The sequence below is a fragment of the Trinickia fusca genome (assembly GCF_003628145.1).
Lineage (GTDB): Bacteria > Pseudomonadota > Gammaproteobacteria > Burkholderiales > Burkholderiaceae > Trinickia > Trinickia fusca.
The window spans coordinates 56641-78505 of the sequence record NZ_RBZV01000016.1 but is presented as its reverse complement, the minus strand read 5'-3'; the positions used below and the strand labels follow the sequence as shown (position 1 = coordinate 78505).

Genomic DNA, 21865 nt, shown 5'->3' with positions numbered 1-21865 from the left:
TATTCAAATTTTCTATAGGACACCCGTATGACCAAGCCGCTCATCGTTATCACCGGAGCCAGTTCCGGCATCGGTGCCGCCACCGCCCGCCTGCTTTCGGCCAAGGGTCACCCGCTGCTGCTGCTGGCGCGTCGCATTGACCGTATGGAAGCCCTTGAGCTGCCCAATACCCTGTGCCGCGCCGTCGACGTCACCCGGCGCGAGGCCATGATGGCCGCTATTGCCGAAGCCGAATCCCGCTTTGGCCCAGTGGACGCCATCGTCAACAACGCCGGTGTGATGCTGCTGGGCGAGATGGCCCGCCAGTCTCCAGACGAATGGGAGCGCATGCTGGACGTCAACGTCAAAGGGCTGCTCAACGGCATTCATGCGGTACTGGAAGGCATGGTCGCGCGAAAGCACGGCACCATCATCAACATCAGCTCGATTGCCGGCCGGAAAACCTTTCCCAGTCACGTGGCGTACTGCGGCACCAAATTCGCCGTGCATGCGATCTCTGAAAATCTTCGTGAAGAGGTGTCCGGCCAGAACGTGCGCGTCATCACCATTGCCCCCGGCGCAGTGGAAACCGAACTGCTCGGCCATACCACCGATCAGGCGATCAAGGACGGGTATGAAAGCTGGAAACAGGACATGGGCGGTGTTCTGAAAGCGCAAGACATTGCCAGCGCCATCGACTATGCCTACGCCCAGCCGCAAAACGTGTGCATCCGCGAAATCGTGCTGGCCGCCACGCGGCAGCCGGCTTAGGTGCGCGGATAAGCGAGCAGCTTGTTGCCAGATGAGACGCTAACATCGGCGATGGCAATTGCGTGCGGTGACACGCTGCACGATCTGCCTTAGCGTCGCGCGCGAGAGCACGCCTTGCGCGGCTCAAGCGAGCACGGGATACTGCATCGCCGCGGCGTCCCGCGAGAACTGCTCGATCAGTGCATAGTCATCGTGACCCAACCTCGCGAACCCGCGTAACCGCAACGCACGCGCGCGCTCGACATCGGCTGTGCGCGCAACCTCGAGCGAGTCATACAGCGAAGCGGCCAATGCCTCGCCGAGCGAACGCGACGCGATCAGAGGCAGGCCCGGCGCACTGGCGGTCATGCCGATCACCCGCACTTCGCGCAGCAATTCGGGCAACGCATCGCGCACATAGGCGAGCGTTACGCAATCGATCGCCGCGCAATCGGCAGTGCCCTCGCCCAGCGCACGCAACACATTCAGATGGGAGCCGTATCGCTTCGACGCCGAGAAAAACCGTCCGTCGCGCGCATACGGCGCCACCGCACGTCGGAACGCGTTCATTCCGCTGTGAGAATCCTCGTCGTTGTACGCGGCACGCAGGCCGCGACATGCAGCGAGCGTCGTCGCGCCGTTTGCGAATGCGCGGGCCGACACGACGAGCACGCTACGGTAGGCCGCGCCATCGCAGCCGTCAGCGTCGAAGACGGGCGTCGCGATCAGTTGCACGTTGCCGGCAAGCCCAAGCATTCGATACGGATAACCGCAAGTCTGCGACAGCAACAAATCCTCGCGGCACCACAACGCCAGTAAGTCGCCGACGGGCTCGTCCAACAGCGCGACATCGGCCGGACCGCCTGCACGCGCGAACGCTTCGAGCGTGTCGCGCAGCAACGCCCGCCACCATGCGGCGTGGCATGGGGTCACGTTGTACATCGGCAGCGTGGCGATCCATTGACTCATGCAGGCATTCTACGGAAGCGGGCAAAGGAATAACGATCTGTCGAGAAGCGCGATAAGTAAATGCGAATCCATTGATTGGCCGCCTCGAATCCGGTGTCTAGAGTTGGGCATCCCCCTGCACGCATCGCGTGCCCGTCGCGGCGCCCCTCCCTCTGAAACATGGCTGAATACTTCGATCTCGACCACGCGCGCGCGATCGCCGCGCTTGGCGCACGATTTGTTGCGCGTACCGAATGGCCGACCTGGCTGTTGATCGTCGTCATCTACGGCGGCTGGGTAGGCATCTTGCTGCTCGTGCGCGCAGCACATCTATCGCTCGCTGCCGCGACACCGCCGTTGATCGTGTTGTGCGCTTGGCACATGTCGCTCCAGCACGAATTGCTCCATGGTCATCCGACGCGCTCGACACGCCTGAACAAGCTGCTCGGCTATCCACCGCTCGCGGTCTGGTATCCATACACGCTGTACCGCGACACCCACCTCGAGCATCACCGCGACGAAGACCTGACGGTGCCGGGCATCGATCCAGAGACCAACTATGTACCGGGCAAGCGCTGGATGGCGATGCCGGCGTGGCGACGCGCGCTGTGGATCGCGCGCAAGTGCTTCGTGGGAAGGCTCATCGTCGGGCCGCCGACGAACGTCGTCGCGACGTTCGTCGACGCATGCAGAGCATTTCGACAAGGTGACCTGCGTTACTTGCCGATGTGGGTCATGCACGGCGTGTGCGTCACCGCCCTGCTCGCGTGGTTGCAGTTGTCGATCGGCGTGCCGTGGTGGTATTACGTGCTCGCCATCACGTGGCCCGCACAGTCGCTCGCGATGATCCGCTCGCTATATGAGCATCGCGCCGCCCGGCATCCGAAGGCGCGCGTCACGATCAACGAGGCAGGGCTCGTCATGCGGCTCCTGTATCTGAACAACAACTATCACCTGGTCCACCACGACTTGCCGAAACTGCCGTGGTACGACTTGCCGCACGCATACCGATTGCGACGCGATGCCTACGCGGAAAAGTGCGGCGGCTTCGTCATCCGCGGCGGCTATTGGGAATTGCTGAAACGCTATGCGTGGCGGCCGACCGACGCGCCCACGCATCCGTTCATGGATGAAGCCTGAGCGCAGGCCGAGCGCCGCGGTCCCGCGCCTGCCGACAATGAGACGCAGGCCAGGGAACCCATCAAATGTCACCCACTGGCCGCTGGCAAGCTTGCTAGCGGCTCTCGCGGTGAGCGCATTTCGTACTACTCATTCTCTTCGAAGTAATGCCCGAACTTGACCTGCTTGGTACGAATATACCGTTCGTTCTCATCACGCACGGGAATCGCCAGCGCCACGCGTTCGCAAACAGGAATGCCATGCTGCGACAGCGTGTCGAACTTCTTCGGATTGTTGCTCATCAGCCGCACCGACGTAACCTTCAGCTCACGCAGGATCGCGGCCGCTGAATCGTACTCGCGCGCATCGTCAGGCAACCCAAGTTCGAGATTGGCCTCGACGGTATCAAGCCCCTGCTCTTGCAATGCGTATGCACGGATCTTGTTCGACAAGCCAATACCGCGCCCCTCGTGTCCACGCAGATAAAGCAACACCCCACGCCCTTCCGCGGCGATATAGCGCAACGCCAGATCGAGCTGCTCGCCGCAATCACAGCGATACGAGCCCAGCACGTCGCCGGTCAGACACTCCGAATGCAAGCGCGTCAGCACCGACGATTGATTGCTCACGTCGCCCATCACCAGCGCCAGATGCTCGGAATCGCCATCCGCGACACGGAAGGCGTACGACGTGAACGTGCCGTATCGAGTGGGAAGCGTCGCGGTGGCGGCGAGCGTGACGCATTGTTCTGCGCGGTCGCCGCTCGGCTGCGACGATGAGGAAGGCGTGGGCATGACTCTTTTGTTCTAAATAAGAATAGATTCGCCACGCACCGACTGCCGGTGCGTAAAACGGCAGTGTACCGCTAATCGCCAAGCCAGGCCGGCCAAGGCCATCACCGGCGAGCGTCACCGCCTATACTGCAATGAGCCGCCCCGCACCGCGGGCCCCGCCCGTAGTCGGAGACTGGCCCCCGCCATCGAAAACAATGAGACGGAGACAGCTCATGCCGAACGTCGCGCAAATACTCAAATCGAAGTCGGATACCAAACTCGACCAGGGACAGCCCGTCGTGACGATCGACGCGCAGCAGTCGGTCTTCGAAGCCGTCAAGATGATGGCGCAGTTTCAGATCGGCGCGCTAGTCGTCACCGAAGGCGACGGCGATGGCAAAAAGCTCGTCGGAATCGTCACCGAGCGCGACTACGCTAGAAAGATCGTCCTGATGGACCGCTCGTCGAAGACGACACCCGTGTGCGACATCATGACTCGCCAGGTGCGCTACGTGCGCCCGAGCGATTCAACTGAAGAATGCATGGCGCTGATGACGGCGCATCGCATGCGGCACTTGCCCGTCATCGACGATGAACGTCTCGTCGGCATGGTGTCGATCGGCGATCTGGTGAAGGCGATCATCTCCGACCAGCAATTCACGATCCAGCAGCTCGAGCACTACATTACGGGCGCACATACCTGACTGGCTACGTACGCCCCGGTGGACCGGCGCGCGTGTCGTCGCGCGCCGGTGTTCATCACGCACCGAAGTAGATCGACGCGGGCCCACGCAGGTCACGCGCGCCCGATTGGCTCGCGCCACCGGCTTGCGAACCGTAGCCGGTCGTATTGCCCTGCGCGTTTTGCGCCTGTACACGCTGTTGCGCGGCCTGGATATCGGCCGGGTAGACCGTATCGTTGCCGCTCGGGCGATAACCGGCGTCTTCGAGCTGCTTGAGCTCCGTGCCTACCTGGGCACGCGTCACGGGTTGATTGGCTTCGGCGAACGAGACGGCCGGCGCGGCAAGTGCGCAGCTGAGGAGGACAGCGGACAAAATCGTTTTCATGATGGCTTCTCTCAATAATTTGCGGTTAGGGTCGTCGGCTGTTTCAGTCCCGAGCGATTGAAGCGAAGTCTACGCCCCGCCCTCGGACTGAAAAATCCGCGTTTCGAAGAATCACTGTTGCACCACGTGCAAATATCAACCCACCCACCTTTCCACCAGTCCGACTTTAATATCGGCAAAAAATCTTGCGATTCAATTCAAGGCAAGGTGGGATCGGTTTTTTCGGACACAGGAAAATCATCTATACGAATCAATAATTTCGAAAATTGAAAACCACTGATACGGGCGTGGAATCGATCTCAAGCGCCACCACCTCGAACACCCACTCAAAAACCCCAGCTTTGCCATGCCTTTAGCCATTGGCATGATGAAAAACCACGCGATGAACATGCACTGGTCTGATATGATTTTAAGAATACACCCTACCGGAAATAGAAATTGATAGAAATTATCGAATTATTTGATTCCGGCAAGTAACATTTTCGACTCGCGAGGATATATGCCCCGGCAATTCATCGAACCGATGTCGCCGCTTTGGCGTGCGGCTGACGAGAAATCCTGGTTTCAAGCGCTTGCGGTTCTTGGAAGAAAATATGGTTTCGAGCACACGTTATTTGCTGTCGTACCGCGGCCCGGAATGCGCTTCACCGACGCGTATCTACACAGCAACTATGCGTCGTCATGGCGTCAAACATATGACGAACGCGCGCTGTTTCGTATCGACCCGACCGTAGCGCATTGCCTCACGCAAACGTCGCCGTTCGTCTGGTCCGCGTCCTCGTTCGCCGACCATTCACAACAGGAAATGTACGAGGAAGCGCGCCACCATGGCCTCTGTACGGGTATTGCGCTGCCGATCCACGGGCCCAAGCAGGAAGTCGGCATGCTGAGCTTCGTGTGCGGAGACCAGAGCTCGCGCTCGCTGACGAGTCAGGTCCAGAGTTATTTACCGATGCTCTCGCTGCTGCGCGACGTGGCATTCGATACGGCGCAGCGATTCGTCGAGGGCCATACCGAATCGCTGATGCCGAAACTGACGCCGCGCGAGTACGAGTGCCTCAAATGGACTGCGCAAGGCAAATCGACCTGGGAAATCGCGAAGATTTTCGGTTGCTCGGAAGCAACCGTGAATTTCCACATGACGAATATCCGTACCAAGTTCGGCGTCAGTTCCCGAAGTGCCGCAGCGGTCAAGGCGACCCGAATGGGCTTGATAGATCCTGATTGAGCGCGGCCGACCGATGCGCCGGCGTGCGTTTCTGCGTCACGCTGGAAATATCGTCATCGGTAATGCGCTCCTCGAAATACAGCCTCAGAAGAATCATGACCGGCTTAGGGATATTCGCACCGAGCTCGAAACGGCTGCCCCGGGACTGCGTCACTCCGAATCGGGACCAGAAAGTCTTTTGACTTTCTTTCACTTGCTTTCGATAAGCTTGAATAAAAGCATTGTCGATTTCAGCCCGCAGCGGACGGGCGGTGTCATGAGATTGGATTTGATAAAGATCAGATATGGACATAGGTCTCACCTTGTTGGCGTACACGGTAAGCGAATCATCCCAAGTGTCGGCGTCCATTTGTACCTATCTTGCTTGACAGTTACCGGTAGCACGCAATATGCATATGGTTTATGCGGTTTGGATAGGCGGTACCACCCACGGGAGGACGAGATGAACGCGAGGATCACGATCGGCACGCAGAAAAACATCGATCTCGACGAACTGGCCGACATGTACCGCTTTCGCGCGAAGGTGTTCGGCGAGCGCATGGGATGGGAAGTCGCCGTGTTGTCCGGCATGGAAATCGACGACTACGATGCGCTCGCGCCGCACTACATGTTGATTCACGACGACGCAAACCGGCTCTGCGGCTGCTGGCGCCTGCTGCCGACGCAAGGCCCTTACATGCTGCGCAATACGTTTTCTCAACTGCTGCACGGCGAGCCCGCGCCCGTTGCGCCCGATGTGTGGGAGCTCAGCCGCTTCGCGATCGTGTCGCACGACCGGCCCGGCTACGGTTTCGCGGACCTCGCCCTCGACGCGATGCGGGAAAGCATCCGCTTCGCGAGCCGCATGGGCATCAGACGCTACGTCACCGTCACGACGACGGCCGTCGAGCGCCTGATGAAAAGGACCGGCATCGAAATGCGCCGCTTCGGCCCGCCGTTGCGCGTGGGCATCGAAACTGCCGTCGCGTTGACGATCGACCTCGGCGAGCGCACCCAGCAAGCGCTGTTCGCCCCCCTCGCCGAAGCTGCCTGAACCTCGATGCGTGGCCTACTCACGCTATCGGGCCCGCGCGATCGGCTCGAGCAAACGTTTAGGTCCGCTGACGAACGGGCTGCCCGAAGCGTAAAAACGCAGCGGCACATGCATTTCGCGCGTCAGACCAATGCGCTTGGTTGCCGCGACACGTACCGCCGGCTGTTCGCCATCGTCGTCCGTGCGACCGATCCATAACGCGCCTGCCCCGCACAAGTCCGCGCCGTCCCACTGCGGGCCGATGCCGAACGCCGTGCACAGGCGCCCTGGCCCGCGCGCGAGGTCGACGAGCTTCGCGCCGGGTCGGAGCAACTGCATCAACGCGATGCCATCGCATGGCTCGACGGCGCGAAGCAGCACGGCGGCCCCGATGCCTTCTCGTTCGCTCGACACATGGATCATGTAGGACGCGCCATAGACGAGCCTCACGTACGCATGCCCCGGCGCGAGAAACATCGCGCCGTTGTACGGCCGCAGACCGCGGTAAGCATGGCTGGTCGAATCGCCGACCGGATAAGCCTCCGTCTCGACGAGCCGGCCGCTCACGCGCCCTTGCGGCAGGTCGTGCACGAGATACTTGCCGACCATGAAGCGCGCGAGCTCGACCGTGTCGACGGGAAGTTCGTGACGGGCGAGCGGCACGACGCGAATACGTTCGTCGTTCACGTTCCGGAATCTCAAGAAAATTTGGACGCCGATGCAATGGCAAACCGGCTGCCGAAATAAGGAAATGTGAGGAAATGGCGCAAAAAGGAAGAGAATCGCATCTTACTTCAGGTATAAACACACGATTGCCGGCGCCGGCTGATGCATGCGTCGTCCCACGCCCCATCTAAAGAGGAACGACGAACATGCCCCGACTGCCCGACGCCCTACCCGCCTGGACGCTCTGGGTGCCGCCCGCCGCCTGGCTCGTGCTCGCCGCATCGCGCTATGCAGGCGAGCATGCGCTGATGACTTCGCTGATCGCGCTGGCACTCGCCGGTGCGGTATTCGCGGCGGTGCACCACGCCGAAGTCGTTGCACACCGTGTCGGCGAACCGCTCGGCACGCTCGTGCTCGCCGTGGCGGTGACGATCATCGAAGTCGCGCTGATCGTGTCGGTCATGCTCACGGGTGGCCCGGAGAAGGCAGGCCTCGCGCGCGACACTGTGTTCGCCGCCGTCATGATCGTCTGCAACGGCATCGTCGGGCTGTGTCTGCTGTTGGGCGGGCTGCGCCACGGCGAACAGGACTTCAGCGTGCGCGGCGCGAACGCTGCGTTGTCGGTGCTGGCTGCGTTGTCGGTGCTGACGCTCGTGATGCCGAACTATCTGACCGCCGTGCCCGGGCCAGCGTTTTCGACGTCGCAGCTCGCCTTTGCAGGCATCTCCTCGCTCGTGCTGTACGGCGTATTCGTCTTCATTCAGACGGTGCGCCATCGCGACTATTTCCTCGCCGACGGTGCCGGTGGCGACGAGTCGGCGCATGCGACGCCGCCTTCAGCGCCCACGACGCTCGTCAGCGGCTTTGCGCTGCTCGTGTGCCTGATCGCCGTCGTGTTGCTCGCCAAGCACCTGTCGCCAGCCGTCGAGCGGGCCGTGCATGCCGCCGGCGCGCCCGAGGCGGCCGTCGGCATCGTGATCGCGGCGCTCGTGCTGTTGCCCGAAGGGATGGCCGCCGCGCGCGCGGCAAGCGCAAACCGGCTGCAAACGAGCCTCAATCTCGCGCTCGGCTCGGCGCTCGCGAGTATCGGACTCACGATTCCGACCGTGGCGGCCGTCTTCATCTGGGTCGCCAAGCCCTTGACGCTCGGTATCGGCGCGATGGAAACGGTGCTGCTCGTGCTCACGCTGCTCGTCGGCACGCTCACGCTCGCCACGGGCCGCACGACCATCCTGCAAGGCACCGTCCACCTCGCGATCTTCGCCGCTTATCTGTTTCTGTCAGTCACGCACTGAGCGCCGCGCGCGCGACGCGGCACGCCGCGAGATCCCATGCCGCGCAGCCGACGCTCTTGACGACCACAGGCATCGCCGGCGGCCACGCCACGGCATGCTCGGCGCGACGGCCAGCTTCACGCGCTTCGATTGCCCCAGCCAGCGGCGTCACCCTGGCCCAGTCGACTCCGGCCTGAATGAAGTCGCCCGCCTCGTGACGCGCGCCCTCGAAGTCGTCGACGTATAGCCAGCTGCCTGCGATCGTGCGCGCGCCGATTTCCACCATCTCGGGCGTGAACGCCCCGACGCCGACCACGAGCCGGTCCCGCCGCGCCGGTTCGTCGTACACGGCGGCACGGCTCGTCGTCAGCGTGACGACCACGTCGATCGAGGCCGTCGCCATCTCGCCGACGAAGGGCTCGACATGCGCGATCGACGCTTGCGCCGCGCAAAATTCGGCCGCGCGCCGAGGCGAGCTGCCCTGCACGAGGATGCGCGCATCGGGATACACGGCGGCCAGCGCCTCGACATGATGCGCAGCCTGCGTGCCGGTGCCCACGAGCAGCACATGACGCGGCGCGGCCGGCGCAAACGTCCGGATCGCAAGCAGCGTCACGGCTGCCGTGCGACGCCCCGTCACCGTCGGACCGTCGAGCGCGAACAGCAGTTGCCCCGTGTCCGGATCGCTGACGTTGACCAGGCCATGAATCGTCGGCAGCGCGCGCTCGCGGTTCTTGGGACACACCGTCACCAGCTTGTGGATCGCCAGATCGTGTGCGGCCGCCGGCATCGATAGCATGACGGCGCCGTCGTTGAGCGGCACGACGAGGCGCGCCGGACTCGCAATCGCCCCTTGCACCGATTCGATGCACGCACGCTCCAATGCGTCCACCAGCGGCGGATAAGGTGTCAAGCGCGCAGTAGCTTGGGCGTCGAAGAGCTGTACCGTCGTCATTAGATAGGTCTCCTCTATTAGGACGCTTCGGAGGCTGTGCGAGGCTGGCGCGTAATCGTCATGCCACGCTCGCCGAAAAAGCGTGCGAACGTCTCGAACGGCAGATAGACATCGGCCTGGTGCGGCTCGACGCCCGATGGATTGTGAAACCAGGTGCCCTCGGCGTCGCGGCCGACGAGCAGCACGAGATGGCCGCCACGCGTCGTCACCGGCTCGTGCGCGCGGCGAATGTGCGGATTGACCGAGGCGATCGCGAGTGTGTCGTGATCGAGCCGTCCGGCCAGCGCTTCGATCGGGATGCTCGGCAACACCTCGACCTGCAAGCCGAATTGCGCGCCGACCCACTCGGCAAACGGCCGGTAGATGAGCCCGTCGACGCCGCCGTCCTCGCGCAGCCGGTACGCGCCGTGTTGCAGCGCCTGATCGAGCAACACGGCGCGCGACGGCCGCGCAACGCCCCAGAAATCGAGAATCGACTCTAAACACGTGAGCCCGCACAGACGCTTGGCCCAGAAGCGGTAATGCTCGGGATCGGTGAAGCCGCTGCGTTGCCAGTGCGGGTCCGCGCACGGGTCGGCGTCGTCGTAGACGATCGAACGGACCCACTCGGGGCTGCCCCACTGGGTGTAATACGGCACGCCGTGATGGCGGATCGTGTGTCGGGTCATCGGTAATGGATGGGATCGAATGTCCAAATGGCGATTCGTGACGTTCCGGTAACGGTTCGAGCTAGTCGTGCTCAAGCGCAAAGTGCCGGGCGCTCGCTCACACGCAAAGTAAGGCAATTGCCGATTGCGGATCGGGCAGCTTTCGGGCCAAGGTGACGCGCGTAACCAGTGGAAACATATTCGCAGGAAAATGGGGCCCATTGCCCGGTTAGAATACAGCCCGCTTCTTCGAATCTTCCGTCGCCGCGGCGCTGCTTCGCGCCCGGCGCTTGTCTCGTTACCGCCATTGACCGACGAAGCGCCTTTAGCAGCATGACCAACGAAGCAACATCAATGGATTCGCTCGCCGTCGCCGAACGCGTACGCTCGCTGATGAGCCGCCACGGTATCGGCAAGCGCCAGCAAACGACCGAGCTTTGCCGCATTCTCGATCTCAGTTTCTCGCAGGGACACCGCAAATTGCGCGGCAGCAGCCCATGGACGCTCGCGCAAATTAGGAAGGTGGCCGAAGCATTTGGCGAGCCGCCGATGCAATTGATCGGCGCTGAGCTAGACGATGCGGGCGTCGCTGGTGCGCAAGCGCATGAAGCGCAATTGTGCGTCGGTGCCTTCGAATGGCCGTGCATCGCCTGGATCGGCGCGCCGCTCGATGCGCGCAGTTCCGCCGAGTTCGCGGCCTATGCGCACGGCGACCACTGGCGTATCGTACGCTGCGACGGGATGCCCGAGGCGAATGCGCGCGAAGTCGTAAAGATCGAGATTCATCCTAAGCGATGCGAGCCGCGGCGGATGGCAGTGGCCGTCGTCGACAGTGACGGCACGGCAGCCGACGCATTGCGCACTTACCTCGAGCAACACGGATTCGCCACCACGGTGCTCGACAGCCTGCCCGCGTTCGTCGATGCCCTGCGCACGCAAACGTTTGACGCTATCGTCACCGACTGGTCGTTCGGCGAAGAGACGGCCGCCGCGGCCATCGAAGCGGTCCGACGTTCGGGCAAGGCCGATGCGCCGGTCTTTCTTCTGACGGGGGATCTGCTGACAGGCAAGGCCAGCGAAGCGGAGATCAGCGAGGTGATCCGGCGCTTCGATGTTGCCTGTTACGAGAAGCCGGCGCGGCTCGCGATCCTCGTGGCCGATCTGTCGAAACGGCTTGGGCGCGGTTGATGCTCGACACTTGACGCTCGAGAAAGCGCTGCGTCACCCGATGGGTGGGTTATCTACGCAGCCGCTTCGGCGTCGCTGTTCTGGCGGGCACGGGACCGAGCCGAACGAGCAGAACACGCAGCAATCGCCGGGCTCAGGACGTAGCACTGCCCCGCAGCCGCCGCACTCGTAAAAGAACTGACAGGCATCCGCCGGCATGGTCTCCCGCCGGGCAAACCCGCAGTGCGGGCAAGTCAGCACGGATTCGAACACGACTTCGTTCATCGCTAGTGCCTCATCAGAAAGGGGATCAGACCAGTTACGCGCAGCTGCTGCGCGTCGACTTCGCCCGCTCGACAAGCTCGAAGACGACCATGCCCGCCACCATCGCCGCCGTAAAGCCGACGGCCTTCGAATAGCCTGCGCCGAGCGCGACCAGCGCGGGACCCGGGCAGAAACCGGCCAGCCCCCACCCGATACCAAACGCGGCGCTGCCTAGAACCAACCTCGGCGTGATGGTCTTGCTGGCCGGCAGTTGCGTGGGTAATCCGAGGTATGAACGGTTGCGGCGCCTGGCCACGAAAAACGCAGCCGAGCCGACGGCAATGGCGCCGGCCATCACAAAAGCCAGTGATGGATCCCACCGACCCGTGAGGTCAAGGAAACCCAGCACTTTGGCCGGGTTGGCCATGCCTGAAATAATCAGACCAATGCCGAAAAGCAGTCCGGCGAGCAGTGCGGTAACGGGTGCTATGAGGGCTGCCACGTCAGCCTCCAATCAGATGTCGTTTAACCAAGACCGTCAGGAATCCCGCCGCCATGAAGGTCGCCGTGGCGACGAGCGAGCGGATGGACCCGCGCGAGAGGCCGCACACGCCATGGCCGCTGGTACAGCCCGCCGCGTAGCGAGTGCCGAGGCCCACGAGGAAACCGGCGATCAGAATCTCGCCCCACCCCGCCTGGATCTCCGAATGTGCCGGCTTGCCCAGCAGGTTGGCCACGACAGGCGCACCAATGAGTCCGGCGAGAAAGGCGAGACGCCAGCCGAGGTCGTTGCGTGGCCAACTCAGCAAGCCGCCGAAGATGCCACTGATGCCGGCGATGCGGCCATTGAACAGCACCAGCACTGCGGCTGCGAGACCGATGAGGAGCCCTCCCGTCAGCGACAGGCCGGGCGTGAAATGGTTGAGGTCAATCAGCATGATTCGCCCCTTGCTCGGGTCGCGCACAATTTACACAATTACATTATATTGAAAAATATAATGTTGTGCCGGCAGTGCGGCATAGATCCCCGGTGCACTGCAGCGTTAAAACGGGGCGCAATCACTGAAACTGGTCCCCAATAGACCACATGGGCATTCCCCTTGGAAAGCTCCTTGCTACTGCACCACCCATGAAATACATTGGTTTTCTCTAAAACCAATTATGCGAGGCCAACCATGCGTCACCTCATCACCGCTCTGGCCGCCGCGTCGGCTTTTGGCGTTGTCGCAGCGCACGCGCAGGAAGTCGTCGTTATCGGCCACTCCGCACCGCTTACCGGGCCGCAGGCGGCCAACGGCAAGGACAATGAGAATGGCGCGCGCATGGCCATCGAAGAGTTGAACAAGCAGCACATCACCATCGCCGGGAAAGCGGTGACGTTCAAACTGGATTCGCAAGATGACCAGGCGGACCCCAAGGTCGGGGTGCAGGTTGCCCAGAACCTGGTCGACCAGGGCGTAATCGCTGTGGTGGGTCCGTATAACTCCGGCGTAGCGATTCCCTCGTCCCGTGTTTACAGCAACGCAAACATCCCGATGTTGCCGGTTGCTTCGAACCCGGCGCTGACGCAACAGGGCTTCAAGAACATTTTCCGCATCGGGGCGAGTGACGAGCAACTCGGCGGAACGATGGCCGAGTTCGCGGCAAAGACGCTCAAGGCGAAGACCGCGGCCATCATCGATGACCGGACGGCTTACGGTCAGGGCGTTGCCCAGCAGTTCGAGCAAGTCGCGAAGGCCAACGGCCTGAAGATCATCGACCATCAATTCACGAACTCCCAGGCCACCGACTTCCTCGGCATCCTCACGGCAATCAAGGGCGAGGACCCGGACGTGATCTTTTTCGGGGGCTACGCGTCTCAGGGCGCACCGATGGCGAAGCAGATGCGTCAGCGCGGCGTGCGTGCCAAGCTGCTCGGCGGCGATGGCATCTGTTCCGCAGATATGGGCAAGGTCGCCGGCGACGCGGCTTCTATCGTCTACTGCGCGCAAGGCGGCATTGCATTGGACAAGACACCTGAAGGACGCGACTTCCTGAAGAAGTATCACGATACGTATCACACCGACCCGCAGGTCTACGGCGTGAACTACTACGATGGCGTAAAGCTGCTTGCCGACGCGATGACCAAGGCCGGCACGACCACGGATAGAGCGAAGCTCATCGCGCAACTTTCGAAGGAGCAGTACAAGGGGATCGCCGGCACTTATTCGTTTGACGCCAAAGGTGACCTGAAGGGCGCGCCGACCTCGGTGTACGTCATTCGAAACGGGTTGCCCGTACCGTACGTCCAGTAACGTCTTTCGCGCACGGAGCGACCCCCTACCCATGAAACCGACTCGAACCATTTCGACCGTCGAGGTACATACCGGCGGCGAGGCCTTCCGCATCGTCACGAGCGGTTTGCCGCGCCTGCCGGGTGACACGATCGTGCAACGGCGTGCCTGGCTCAAGGAAAATGCCGACGATATCCGTCGCGCGCTGATGTTCGAGCCGCGCGGCCACGCAGACATGTACGGCGGCTACCTGACCGATCCGGTTTCGCCTGATGCCGACTTCGGCGTGATCTTTCTGCACAACGAAGGCTACAGCGACCACTGCGGCCACGGCGTGATTGCGCTATCGACGGCGGCCGTTGAACTCGGATGGGTTCAACGAACGGTTCCCGAGACGCGAGTCGGCATCGACGCGCCGTGCGGTTTCATCGAAGCCTTTGTCAAATGGGACGGGCAGCACGCAGGCACGGTGCGCTTCGTGAATGTGCCGTCGTTCCTCTGGAAGCGCGATGTGACGGTAGAAACGCCGACGTTCGGCAAAGTCACGGGCGACATCGCATACGGCGGGGCCTTCTACTTCTATGTCGATGGGGAGCCGTTCGACTTACCGGTGCGCGAGTGGGCCGTCGAAAAACTCATCCGCTTCGGCGCGGAGGTGAAGGAAGCGGCAAACAAGGCATTTCCGGTACAGCACCCTGAGATACCGGAGATCAATCACATTTACGGCACGATCATCGCCAACAAACCGCGGCATCCGGGTTCCACGCAGGCTAACTGTTGCGTGTTCGCGGATCGCGAAGTCGACCGCTCTCCGACGGGTTCGGGAACTGGCGGTCGCGTCGCGCAGCTGTACCAGCGCGGCGAACTCAAGGCCGACGAAACGCTCGTCAATGAGTCGATCGTCGGCACGATTTTCAAGGGTAGAGTTCTGCGGGAGACCTCGGTAAAGGGCATTCCCGCTGTGATTCCGGAGGTCACAGGCGAGGCGTACATCTGCGGCTTCGCACAGTGGATCATCGACGAGCGTGACCCGCTCGCCTACGGCTTCCTCGTGCGTTAAAGGTACGCGCCTCCCATACCATGGGCTGGGAGCCCGGCGCGCGGCCGGTTGTTTGGGGTGCGTGCTATTTTTGCGCGAGGCCTGAATTGCCAGTCGCGATTTTCAAATACCGCCCTTGAACGTTCACTGAAGATCTCGTCGACATTGCGGAAGGCGACGATGTTGCGCAAGTTGTCCGAAAAACTCTGACTGTGCCTGCGGGGCCAGCCCCACTGGGCCGGCCGCAGGCACACACGCGGCACTTAGGCCGCGTGCGCCCTTCCTTAAACGTCGAACCGCACGCCCTGAGCCAGCGGCAGCTCACGGCTGTAGTTGATCGTGTTCGTCGCGCGGCGCATGTAGCTCTTCCACGAATCGGAACCCGACTCGCGGCCACCGCCCGTTTCCTTCTCGCCGCCGAACGCGCCGCCGATCTCGGCACCGCTCGTGCCGATGTTCACGTTGACGATGCCGCAATCGCTGCCGGCCGCCGACATGAACCATTCGGCCTCACGCACATCGTTCGTGAAGATCGACGAGGACAGCCCCTGCGGCACGCCGTTGTGCAGCGCGAGCGCTTCGTCGAGCGTGTCATAGACGAGCACGTAGAGGATCGGCGCGAACGTCTCGCGCTCGACGACGGCCGTCTGCGCCGGCATGCGCACGATCGCGGGGCGCACGTAGTAAGCCTCGTCATGGCCGACATCGACGCGCTCCCCGCCGACGACCTTGCCGCCATCCGTACGCGCATCGGCAAGCGCCTTCTGCATGCCGTCGTAGGAAGCGCGGTCGATCAGCGGACCAACCAGCGTCTCGGCTTCGAGCGGATCACCGACCTTGACCGACGCGAACGCCTTTTCCAGACGCGGCAGCAGCGTATCGACCACGCTGCGGTGAACGATCAGGCGACGCAGCGTCGTGCAGCGCTGACCAGCCGTGCCGACGGCGGAGAACGTGACCGCGCGCACGACGAGGTCCAGATCGGCGCTCGGCGCGACGATCATGCCGTTGTTGCCACCCAGCTCGAGGATGCTGCGTGCGAGGCGCTTGCTGAGCGTCTGCGCCACTTCGATGCCCATGCGCACGCTGCCCGTCGCACTCACGAGCGGCACTTTGTGCGAACGCGCGAGCGCTTCACCGACGTCCCGCCCGCCGATCGACACTTGCATCAGCCCTGCGGGCACGATGCCGGGGTGCGTCTTCTCGAACTCGGCAACGGCCCGCTCGAACAGCACCTGGCATGCGATCGCGGTCAGAGGCGTTTTCTCCGACGGCTTCCAGACGACCGGATCACCGCACACGAACGCGAGCGCCGCGTTCCAGGCCCACACGGCCACGGGGAAGTTGAACGCCGAGATGACGCCGCACACGCCGAGCGGATGCCACGTTTCCATCATGCGATGGCCGGGACGCTCCGACGCGATCGTCAGACCGTACAGCTGCCGCGAGAGGCCGACCGCGAAATCGCAGATGTCGATCATTTCCTGCACTTCGCCGAGCCCTTCCGAGCGGATCTTGCCGGCTTCGAGCGTGACGAGCCGGCCCAGTGCGTCCTTGTGCTCGCGCAGCACATTGCCGAACACGCGCACGAGTTCGCCGCGCACGGGCGCCGGCACGGTGCGCCACTTCAGGAACGCGGCGTGCGCGCTATCGATCTTGCACTCGACATCGGCCACCGTATCGACGGCAAGCGTCGCGAGCGTCGCGCCGTCGCGCGGCGAGCGGGCCGTCAGGGCGTTGCCCTTCCAAGCGGAAAGATCGACGTTGAGCGCTGCAAGAATGTCGTTGACTACCATCACGTCCTCTATGGGTGGGTGAGTGCGTGTCCATAGGCCGCCGCTAACCGCCGGGTCGGCGGGCGCGGCGCCGTCGGCACACGCGATTGCACGGCAGCGGACTGCCATGCGCGATTGGTTCATTGTTCCACTGCTTTCGTCTACCTGGCGATTGAAACGCGTTCGCACGTCATGTGCAACCCGCGCCTCGCTCGCGGCAACGTCCTGAATCCTGAATCCTGAATGCCGTTCAGCCGCTGGCGAGCGCCTGTGCCAGCCGCCGCGCGCCTTCGAACGCTTCCGCCTCGCTCGGCGCCGCGAACGACAGCCGCAGGCTGCTTGCATCGGCATCGCGCACGTAAAACGCCTGACCCGGCACATACATGACATTCTGCTCGAGTGCCCGCTTGAGCGTCTCGCTCGCATCGCGTCCGCCGGTAAAGCGCGCCCACACGAACATGCCGCCCGATGGCGCCGCCAACTCGATTTGCCCTGGCGCGAAATGCGCGAGCGCGCTGACCAGCGCGTCGCAACGTTTGCGATAAGCGTCCACGATTGTCTGCAGATGCGTATCGAGCCGGCCGCTGTCCAAATAGTGCCGCACAAGCTCCTGCGACAACGGCGCCGTGCACAGATCACCCGTCTGCTTCGCGACGATCATGCGCCGAGCGATCGGTGCCGGCGCGATGGCCCAGCCTACGCGCAAACCCGGCGCCACGATCTTCGACAAGCTGCCCAGGTAGACGATCCAGTCCTTCGCGCCGTCGACGTTTCCGGCCAACGCGATGATGGGCGGCACGGGCTCGCCCGAGAAACGCAGCTCTCCATACGGATCGTCCTCGACGAGTACGAAGCGATGCGCCACCGCCAGCCGCACGAGCGCTTCGCGGCGCGCGCGCGGCAACGTGGCGCCGGTCGGATTCGCGAACGTCGGCACCGTGTAGAGCAGCTTCGGGCGCGGACCATCGCGCATCGCCTCGAGCTGCGCTGCGAGCGCGTCGACGTCGATGCCGTCGTGATCGGTCCGCACCGTCACGATCTGTGCGCCCGCGAGCCGCAGTGCCTGGATCGCGGCCGGATAGGCAGGCTCCTCGATCAGCACCGTATCGCCCGGCGCCACGAGCGTGCGGATCAACAAATCGAAGCCTTGCTGCGATCCGGTGGTGACCACCAGGTCATCAAGCGTGCAGGTCACGCCGCGCGTCGCCATGAGCCGCGTCAGCGAGCGACGCAGCGCCGGCGCGCCGGCCGTGTCACCGTATTGCAGACACGCGATCGGATCGCTGCGATAGGCGACATCGAGCGCAGCCGCAATGCCTTCGCGATCGAACAGATCCTTCGACGGGTAACCGCCCGCAAACGAAATCATCCCCGGGCGGCCGACGTACTTGAACAGCTCACGAATCGGCGAACCTTGCGGTGCACGAAACGGCTCGGTAAAGCCGTATGCGTCGTCGCTCGCGTTCGCCGGGGTCGGGGTATTCAGCGTCAATCGGGTTGCCTCCATGTAGTGGCGCGGCGCCATGGGTGCGCCGCGCGTTGGCTGCATCAGGCCGCGGCCGTCATCTTGAAGATGCCCGTCGCGTTGCCGGCATCGAAGCCCAGATCGAGCATCTCGCGGCCCGTCTCTTCATCGACGTAGGTATCGCGCGTGATGAACTCGTAGAACGAGCCCGGCACCTCGCGTTCGACCGAATCGCCCGCTTCGTCGATGAACCTGCGCACCACGGGGTCGGCCTGATAGGCCGTCTGCTTCACACGGCCCGATTTCGAGACTTCGACGCGCTCCTTGATGCGCCGGCCCAACGCGCGCTGCAGATCGGCGACGGCGAATACGTCGTCCACGCGATCCGTCACGTGATTGAATGCGTTGCCTTCGGTCGCGATCCATGCCATCTCGGCCGACTCCGCCAGCAGCGTCTGGTAGTCGGCGAGGCGCGGAATCGTATGCTGACGGTCGAAGCAGCGCACGAGCACCGGCAGCAGCGCGCAGGCATCGGCCAGCGGCAACGCGGCGTCGCGTTCGAGCTCGGCGAGCCATGTGACGGCCTGCGGCGTCAGCGGATCGGCCGACGAGCCGAGTACGTCGGTCACGGCCTGCTGGAATGCCGGCGAAAAGCGCTCGGGGTGCAGTTCGCTGACGAAGAACTGGGCGATTTGCTCAGGTGCATCGAGGTGCGCATACGAGCGCCCCGTCATCTTGATGCGATCGAGCGGATAGGTGCCATTCAGCCGATAGCCGAGCGGCTTCAGAATTCGCGTAAAAGCGGCTTCGCCGGGCGGCAATGCGCCACAATGCGGCCAGCGCACGGTGCGCAGCGCCCCGTGATCGAACTGCACGCGCCCGCCCTCGCGAATCACGTCATCGGTATAGGCACGGCCCGTCGGCACGCGCGCCAGGAGCCCGGAGAACAGAGCCATGTTCAGCGCCTGGGCGAGTTCGACGCGCGTCACAACGCCCTCCTCCCACCGCTCCACGCAAGGCGGAAGGTTCATCAATTGCACCAACTGCGCGCAGGCGCCGGGGCCGCATGTGGCGTCGAGCAAGGCGTCGAGATTGCGATTCATCGAATAATTCTCCGTGTGGCATGGGGTGGCGCTTGTTTTCTACGCGATATCGGCGGCATGCGACGACGTCCGGCGCCTCGGTGCATGCGATTCTCGTCTCGTGGAGACGGAGCGGCAATTGATTTAAACTCACCACTTCATTCCAAAAACGCACTAAGTCGATAGAAAACGACTACCCACCGAATCGCCACACACGATGAGAAAGGGCATTCCGAACCTCGCCGCGCTCCAGGTCTTCGAAGCCGCCGCACGGCACGAGAGCTTCACGCGCGCAGCCGACGAGCTCGCGCTGACGCAGAGCGCCGTGTGCCGCCAGGTGGCGTCGCTCGAGAACCGGCTCGGCGTCGCGTTGTTCCTGCGCATCAAGAAGCGCGTCGTGCTGACGCCGCATGGGCGGCACTACGCGGCGCAGATCCGCAAGAGCCTCGAGCGCATCGAACGCGACACGCTCGAGCTCATGGCCCAGCGCGGCATCGGCCGCGTGCTCGAGCTGGCCGTCGTGCCGACCTTCGCGAGCCAATGGCTGATTCCGCGGCTGCCGCAATTCCGTGCGCTACGGCCCGACATCACGATCAATCTGTCGATCCGTACCGAACCTTTCTTGTTCAGTGATTCGCCGTTCGATGCGGCTATCTACTTCGGCCACGCGGTGTGGCCGGGCACGCAGGGCAAGCTGCTGTTTCGCGAGGGTTCTGCCGTGCCCGTGTGCAGCCCCGCGCTCGTCTCGCGCGCGGCACCGCTGACGCCAGCCACGCTGGCCGACATGCCGCTGCTGCATCTGTCGACGCGCCCCGACGCCTGGCGCGACTGGTTCCGTGCGCACGGACTCGGCGACGACGCCCGCGCGGTGCGCGGGCCACGCTACGAGCTGTTCACGATGCTGTCGAGCGCGGCGCTCTCGGGTATGGGGGTCGCGCTGATGCCGGAAATCCTCATTGCCGATGAGCTGGCGTCTCAACGCCTGGCCGTGGCGCTCGATCTGCCGCTCGCGAGCGATGCCGGCTACTACCTCGTGGCCCCCGATGCCGGCGCGCAGGATGAGCCGTTCGTTGCGCTGTCGGAATGGCTGACCTCGTGTGTGCCGGGCTTGCCCGAAGCAAGCGTGGTGTCGGGCTAGTGTTTCGGCCCGGTCGGCATTCACCAAGGTATCAGACGGACTGACGGCGAGTTTCAAACCGCCGGCGCGCGGGGCCGCCATCGACGGCCCCGCGCTTGACATTCACCGCTTCGGCACCTTTACAGCCTGTGCTGATGCGAAGCGTAGTGCCCCTGGGCCAATACTGCTGTGTCGGCCGTCGTCGGACTCGTCGGCGAACTCCAATCCGCGCTCGAGTGCCTTGCCGAAAACGCCGCCATTGCGTGGATCAACTGGCTGACCTGCACATCGGTCGAGTGCTTGCCCGGCGTTCCAACCGGAGGCGGCGTCACACTTGGCGTACCTGCCGCATGCGCCATCGACAGCATCTGCGCACGCGTCCACACCGTGCCGTCGGCAAACTTCAGTTGCGTCGCACCCTGATTGCCTACCGCCAGCATTCCGTCGAATGCGATCCTTTGATTACCCGTCGCGCTATCGGTCAACAGCAAGTCCTTTCCGCTAGCGGAAGCGCTCACCTTCAACGACGCTGCGGTGATCGTGGGATCGGACAGGACGATCGTCTCGCCGGCCCCTTGGACCGTGAGATTCGTCGTGTCGGCACCGAGCGTCAGCACATCGCTATCGCCGGCGATCGTGTTGTCCGGGCCGTTGAGCGTGACACTGACGCCGTTCGCCGTCAGCGTGCTGCCGTACGTCGTCACGCTGTCGCCGCTACCGTTCAGCGTGAGGCTGCCGCGACCGGAGGTGATGGATTCGTTATTGCCGAAGACAACGTTATTGCTCCCATAGACGGACAAGCTCAGTTTGTCGGCCGCGTGAAGCACGTCGTTGCTGCCAGTGACGCCCGTACCGCTCCCAACCAAGGTAATGGTGTCGCCGTCGGCCGCGATGTGGTATGCGCCTTGCGCGGTGATGCTGTCGCCCGTTCCGTAAATATCGGCCTGCGCGCCTTGGTTCACCACGATACCGGTCGTGTCGTTGCTCGCGTAGACGATGGTGCGCGAAGGCCGGAAACCGTCCGTCGATGCATTGATCGTCACCGCATTGCCCGCACCGGCATACACCGCATCCTGGGCACCGTTCACCGTGACGCTGGCGCCGGCACCGAGCTTGACGGTGGTCATCGACGCGGCTATCACGTCGCCCGTGCCTTCCAGCGTCAGCGTTCCGCCATCGCCAAGAATCGTATCGTTGTTGCCGGACAGCGTATCGTTATTGCCGTTGAAGACGTACAAGCTCGTGCCCGATGCCGCGATCGTGT

24 protein-coding genes are annotated in these 21865 nt (G+C 63.2%); 10 read left to right on the top strand and 14 right to left on the bottom strand.

Features of this window, described 5'->3' with window-relative positions; genetic code table 11:
• Window positions 1–27: 27 nt before the first annotated feature.
• Window positions 28–750, top strand: a complete 723-nt coding sequence (locus tag D7S89_RS24590) for an SDR family oxidoreductase (RefSeq protein ID WP_121281482.1) — start codon at window positions 28–30, stop codon at window positions 748–750.
• Window positions 751–873: 123 nt separating this feature from the next.
• On the opposite strand, the gene D7S89_RS24585 is transcribed toward D7S89_RS24590, so the two are convergent.
• Window positions 874–1698 (bottom strand): phosphate/phosphite/phosphonate ABC transporter substrate-binding protein, encoded by an 825-nt coding sequence (locus D7S89_RS24585; protein ID WP_121281481.1) that lies wholly within the window; start codon window positions 1696–1698, stop codon window positions 874–876.
• Window positions 1699–1857: 159 nt separating this feature from the next.
• Here D7S89_RS24585 and D7S89_RS24580 point away from each other — a divergent pair, with 159 nt between their 5' ends.
• A complete protein-coding gene (locus D7S89_RS24580) occupies window positions 1858–2817 on the top strand; it encodes a fatty acid desaturase (protein WP_121281480.1) in 960 nt (319 codons plus the stop codon).
• 125 nt (window positions 2818–2942) lie between these two features.
• Here D7S89_RS24580 and ribA read toward each other — a convergent pair whose 3' ends face one another.
• The gene (gene ribA, locus D7S89_RS24575; RefSeq protein WP_121281479.1) at window positions 2943–3590 is read right to left on the bottom strand and encodes a GTP cyclohydrolase II; all 648 of its coding nucleotides are present in this window, start codon (window positions 3588–3590) and stop codon (window positions 2943–2945) included.
• A gap of 212 nt (window positions 3591–3802) precedes the next feature.
• Here ribA and D7S89_RS24570 point away from each other — a divergent pair, with 212 nt between their 5' ends.
• On the top strand, window positions 3803–4273 hold the full coding sequence (locus D7S89_RS24570; protein WP_121281478.1) for a CBS domain-containing protein: 471 nt from the start codon (window positions 3803–3805) through the stop codon (window positions 4271–4273).
• A 55-nt stretch (window positions 4274–4328) separates the two neighbouring features.
• Here the strand turns inward: D7S89_RS24570 and D7S89_RS24565 are convergent, their stop codons facing one another.
• Entirely contained in the window at window positions 4329–4637 is a 309-nt protein-coding gene (locus D7S89_RS24565; protein ID WP_121281477.1) for a DUF4148 domain-containing protein, read from the bottom strand.
• Between the two features lie 523 nt (window positions 4638–5160).
• On the opposite strand from D7S89_RS24565, the gene D7S89_RS24560 reads away from it, so the two are divergent.
• On the top strand, window positions 5161–5865 hold the full coding sequence (locus D7S89_RS24560; RefSeq protein WP_121281517.1) for a helix-turn-helix transcriptional regulator: 705 nt from the start codon (window positions 5161–5163) through the stop codon (window positions 5863–5865).
• Here the strand turns inward: D7S89_RS24560 and D7S89_RS28045 are convergent.
• The gene (locus tag D7S89_RS28045; protein WP_245983243.1) at window positions 5828–6214 is read right to left on the bottom strand and encodes a helix-turn-helix domain-containing protein; all 387 of its coding nucleotides are present in this window, start codon (window positions 6212–6214) and stop codon (window positions 5828–5830) included. The genes D7S89_RS24560 and D7S89_RS28045 overlap by 38 nt on opposite strands.
• Window positions 6215–6307: 93 nt before the next feature.
• Here D7S89_RS28045 and D7S89_RS24550 point away from each other — a divergent pair, with 93 nt between their 5' ends.
• Window positions 6308–6898, top strand: a complete 591-nt coding sequence (locus tag D7S89_RS24550) for an acyl-homoserine-lactone synthase (protein ID WP_121281476.1) — start codon at window positions 6308–6310, stop codon at window positions 6896–6898.
• 24 nt (window positions 6899–6922) lie between these two features.
• On the opposite strand, the gene D7S89_RS24545 is transcribed toward D7S89_RS24550, so the two are convergent.
• On the bottom strand, window positions 6923–7564 hold the full coding sequence (locus tag D7S89_RS24545; protein ID WP_121281475.1) for a DNA-3-methyladenine glycosylase: 642 nt from the start codon (window positions 7562–7564) through the stop codon (window positions 6923–6925).
• Between the two features lie 185 nt (window positions 7565–7749).
• Between D7S89_RS24545 and D7S89_RS24540 the strand changes: the two genes are divergently transcribed.
• Complete coding sequence (locus D7S89_RS24540; RefSeq protein ID WP_121281474.1) at window positions 7750–8838, top strand: calcium:cation antiporter; 1089 nt, start codon at window positions 7750–7752, stop codon at window positions 8836–8838.
• Here the strand turns inward: D7S89_RS24540 and lhpI are convergent.
• Both lhpI and D7S89_RS24530 read right to left on the bottom strand, forming a co-directional pair.
• Window positions 8828–9772, bottom strand: a complete 945-nt coding sequence (gene lhpI, locus D7S89_RS24535; protein WP_121281473.1) for a bifunctional Delta(1)-pyrroline-2-carboxylate/Delta(1)-piperideine-2-carboxylate reductase — start codon at window positions 9770–9772, stop codon at window positions 8828–8830. The two genes, D7S89_RS24540 and lhpI, sit on opposite strands and share 11 nt — an antisense overlap.
• Window positions 9773–9789: 17 nt before the next feature.
• Window positions 9790–10440 (bottom strand): C39 family peptidase, encoded by a 651-nt coding sequence (locus tag D7S89_RS24530; protein ID WP_121281472.1) that lies wholly within the window; start codon window positions 10438–10440, stop codon window positions 9790–9792.
• A gap of 312 nt (window positions 10441–10752) precedes the next feature.
• On the opposite strand from D7S89_RS24530, the gene D7S89_RS24525 reads away from it, so the two are divergent.
• Entirely contained in the window at window positions 10753–11607 is an 855-nt protein-coding gene (locus D7S89_RS24525; protein WP_121281471.1) for a helix-turn-helix domain-containing protein, read from the top strand.
• Between the two features lie 33 nt (window positions 11608–11640).
• Here the strand turns inward: D7S89_RS24525 and D7S89_RS28040 are convergent, their stop codons facing one another.
• Genes D7S89_RS28040 through D7S89_RS24510 form a run of 3 tightly spaced genes read right to left on the bottom strand, consistent with a single transcriptional unit; the run spans window position 11641 to window position 12788 of the window.
• Complete coding sequence (locus tag D7S89_RS28040) at window positions 11641–11871, bottom strand: GDCCVxC domain-containing (seleno)protein (RefSeq protein WP_121281470.1); 231 nt, start codon at window positions 11869–11871, stop codon at window positions 11641–11643.
• A gap of 34 nt (window positions 11872–11905) precedes the next feature.
• Window positions 11906–12340, bottom strand: a complete 435-nt coding sequence (locus D7S89_RS24515) for a YeeE/YedE family protein (RefSeq protein ID WP_121281516.1) — start codon at window positions 12338–12340, stop codon at window positions 11906–11908.
• 13 nt (window positions 12341–12353) lie between these two features.
• Window positions 12354–12788: a YeeE/YedE family protein gene (locus D7S89_RS24510; RefSeq protein ID WP_121281469.1), complete on the bottom strand. Its 435-nt coding sequence runs from the start codon at window positions 12786–12788 to the stop codon at window positions 12354–12356.
• A 237-nt stretch (window positions 12789–13025) separates the two neighbouring features.
• On the opposite strand from D7S89_RS24510, the gene D7S89_RS24505 reads away from it, so the two are divergent.
• Entirely contained in the window at window positions 13026–14144 is a 1119-nt protein-coding gene (locus D7S89_RS24505; RefSeq protein WP_121281468.1) for a branched-chain amino acid ABC transporter substrate-binding protein, read from the top strand.
• A 31-nt stretch (window positions 14145–14175) separates the two neighbouring features.
• Window positions 14176–15183 (top strand): trans-3-hydroxy-L-proline dehydratase, encoded by a 1008-nt coding sequence (gene lhpH / locus D7S89_RS24500; protein ID WP_121281467.1) that lies wholly within the window; start codon window positions 14176–14178, stop codon window positions 15181–15183.
• 263 nt (window positions 15184–15446) lie between these two features.
• On the opposite strand, the gene amaB is transcribed toward lhpH, so the two are convergent.
• From amaB to D7S89_RS24485, 3 genes are all read right to left on the bottom strand, one after another.
• Entirely contained in the window at window positions 15447–16958 is a 1512-nt protein-coding gene (amaB, locus tag D7S89_RS24495; protein ID WP_121281466.1) for an L-piperidine-6-carboxylate dehydrogenase, read from the bottom strand.
• A gap of 229 nt (window positions 16959–17187) precedes the next feature.
• Window positions 17188–18423, bottom strand: a complete 1236-nt coding sequence (locus D7S89_RS24490; RefSeq protein WP_245983254.1) for an aminotransferase-like domain-containing protein — start codon at window positions 18421–18423, stop codon at window positions 17188–17190.
• A gap of 62 nt (window positions 18424–18485) precedes the next feature.
• Window positions 18486–19505 carry a DUF1338 domain-containing protein gene (locus D7S89_RS24485; RefSeq protein ID WP_183085340.1) on the bottom strand — a complete coding sequence of 340 codons (1020 nt, stop codon included), beginning with the start codon at window positions 19503–19505 and terminating at the stop codon, window positions 18486–18488.
• A gap of 196 nt (window positions 19506–19701) precedes the next feature.
• Here D7S89_RS24485 and D7S89_RS24480 point away from each other — a divergent pair, with 196 nt between their 5' ends.
• Window positions 19702–20622: a LysR substrate-binding domain-containing protein gene (locus tag D7S89_RS24480; protein ID WP_121281465.1), complete on the top strand. Its 921-nt coding sequence runs from the start codon at window positions 19702–19704 to the stop codon at window positions 20620–20622.
• Window positions 20623–20741: 119 nt separating this feature from the next.
• Here the strand turns inward: D7S89_RS24480 and D7S89_RS24475 are convergent, their stop codons facing one another.
• Window positions 20742–21839 (bottom strand): hypothetical protein, encoded by a 1098-nt coding sequence (locus D7S89_RS24475; RefSeq protein WP_121281464.1) that lies wholly within the window; start codon window positions 21837–21839, stop codon window positions 20742–20744.
• Between the last annotated feature and the right edge of the window lie 26 nt (window positions 21840–21865).

Bases quoted from the DNA above. Each gene is read 5' to 3' on its own strand.
- D7S89_RS24485 (WP_183085340.1), bottom strand. From the start codon at position 19,505: ATGAATCGCAATCTCGACGCCTTGCTCGACGCCACATGCGGCCCCGGC.
- D7S89_RS24590 (WP_121281482.1), top strand. From the start codon at position 28: ATGACCAAGCCGCTCATCGTTATCACCGGAGCCAGTTCCGGCATCGGT.
- D7S89_RS24580 (WP_121281480.1), top strand. From the start codon at position 1,858: ATGGCTGAATACTTCGATCTCGACCACGCGCGCGCGATCGCCGCGCTT.
- amaB (WP_121281466.1), bottom strand. From the start codon at position 16,958: ATGGTAGTCAACGACATTCTTGCAGCGCTCAACGTCGATCTTTCCGCT.
- D7S89_RS24505 (WP_121281468.1), top strand. From the start codon at position 13,026: ATGCGTCACCTCATCACCGCTCTGGCCGCCGCGTCGGCTTTTGGCGTT.
- D7S89_RS24560 (WP_121281517.1), top strand. From the start codon at position 5,161: ATGTCGCCGCTTTGGCGTGCGGCTGACGAGAAATCCTGGTTTCAAGCG.
- D7S89_RS24540 (WP_121281474.1), top strand. From the start codon at position 7,750: ATGCCCCGACTGCCCGACGCCCTACCCGCCTGGACGCTCTGGGTGCCG.
- D7S89_RS24585 (WP_121281481.1), bottom strand. From the start codon at position 1,698: ATGAGTCAATGGATCGCCACGCTGCCGATGTACAACGTGACCCCATGC.
- lhpH (WP_121281467.1), top strand. From the start codon at position 14,176: ATGAAACCGACTCGAACCATTTCGACCGTCGAGGTACATACCGGCGGC.
- D7S89_RS24570 (WP_121281478.1), top strand. From the start codon at position 3,803: ATGCCGAACGTCGCGCAAATACTCAAATCGAAGTCGGATACCAAACTC.
- D7S89_RS28040 (WP_121281470.1), bottom strand. From the start codon at position 11,871: ATGAACGAAGTCGTGTTCGAATCCGTGCTGACTTGCCCGCACTGCGGG.
- D7S89_RS24480 (WP_121281465.1), top strand. From the start codon at position 19,702: ATGAGAAAGGGCATTCCGAACCTCGCCGCGCTCCAGGTCTTCGAAGCC.
- D7S89_RS24510 (WP_121281469.1), bottom strand. From the start codon at position 12,788: ATGCTGATTGACCTCAACCATTTCACGCCCGGCCTGTCGCTGACGGGA.
- D7S89_RS24565 (WP_121281477.1), bottom strand. From the start codon at position 4,637: ATGAAAACGATTTTGTCCGCTGTCCTCCTCAGCTGCGCACTTGCCGCG.
- D7S89_RS28045 (WP_245983243.1), bottom strand. From the start codon at position 6,214: ATGGACGCCGACACTTGGGATGATTCGCTTACCGTGTACGCCAACAAG.
- ribA (WP_121281479.1), bottom strand. From the start codon at position 3,590: ATGCCCACGCCTTCCTCATCGTCGCAGCCGAGCGGCGACCGCGCAGAA.
- lhpI (WP_121281473.1), bottom strand. From the start codon at position 9,772: ATGACGACGGTACAGCTCTTCGACGCCCAAGCTACTGCGCGCTTGACA.
- D7S89_RS24525 (WP_121281471.1), top strand. From the start codon at position 10,753: ATGACCAACGAAGCAACATCAATGGATTCGCTCGCCGTCGCCGAACGC.
- D7S89_RS24550 (WP_121281476.1), top strand. From the start codon at position 6,308: ATGAACGCGAGGATCACGATCGGCACGCAGAAAAACATCGATCTCGAC.
- D7S89_RS24530 (WP_121281472.1), bottom strand. From the start codon at position 10,440: ATGACCCGACACACGATCCGCCATCACGGCGTGCCGTATTACACCCAG.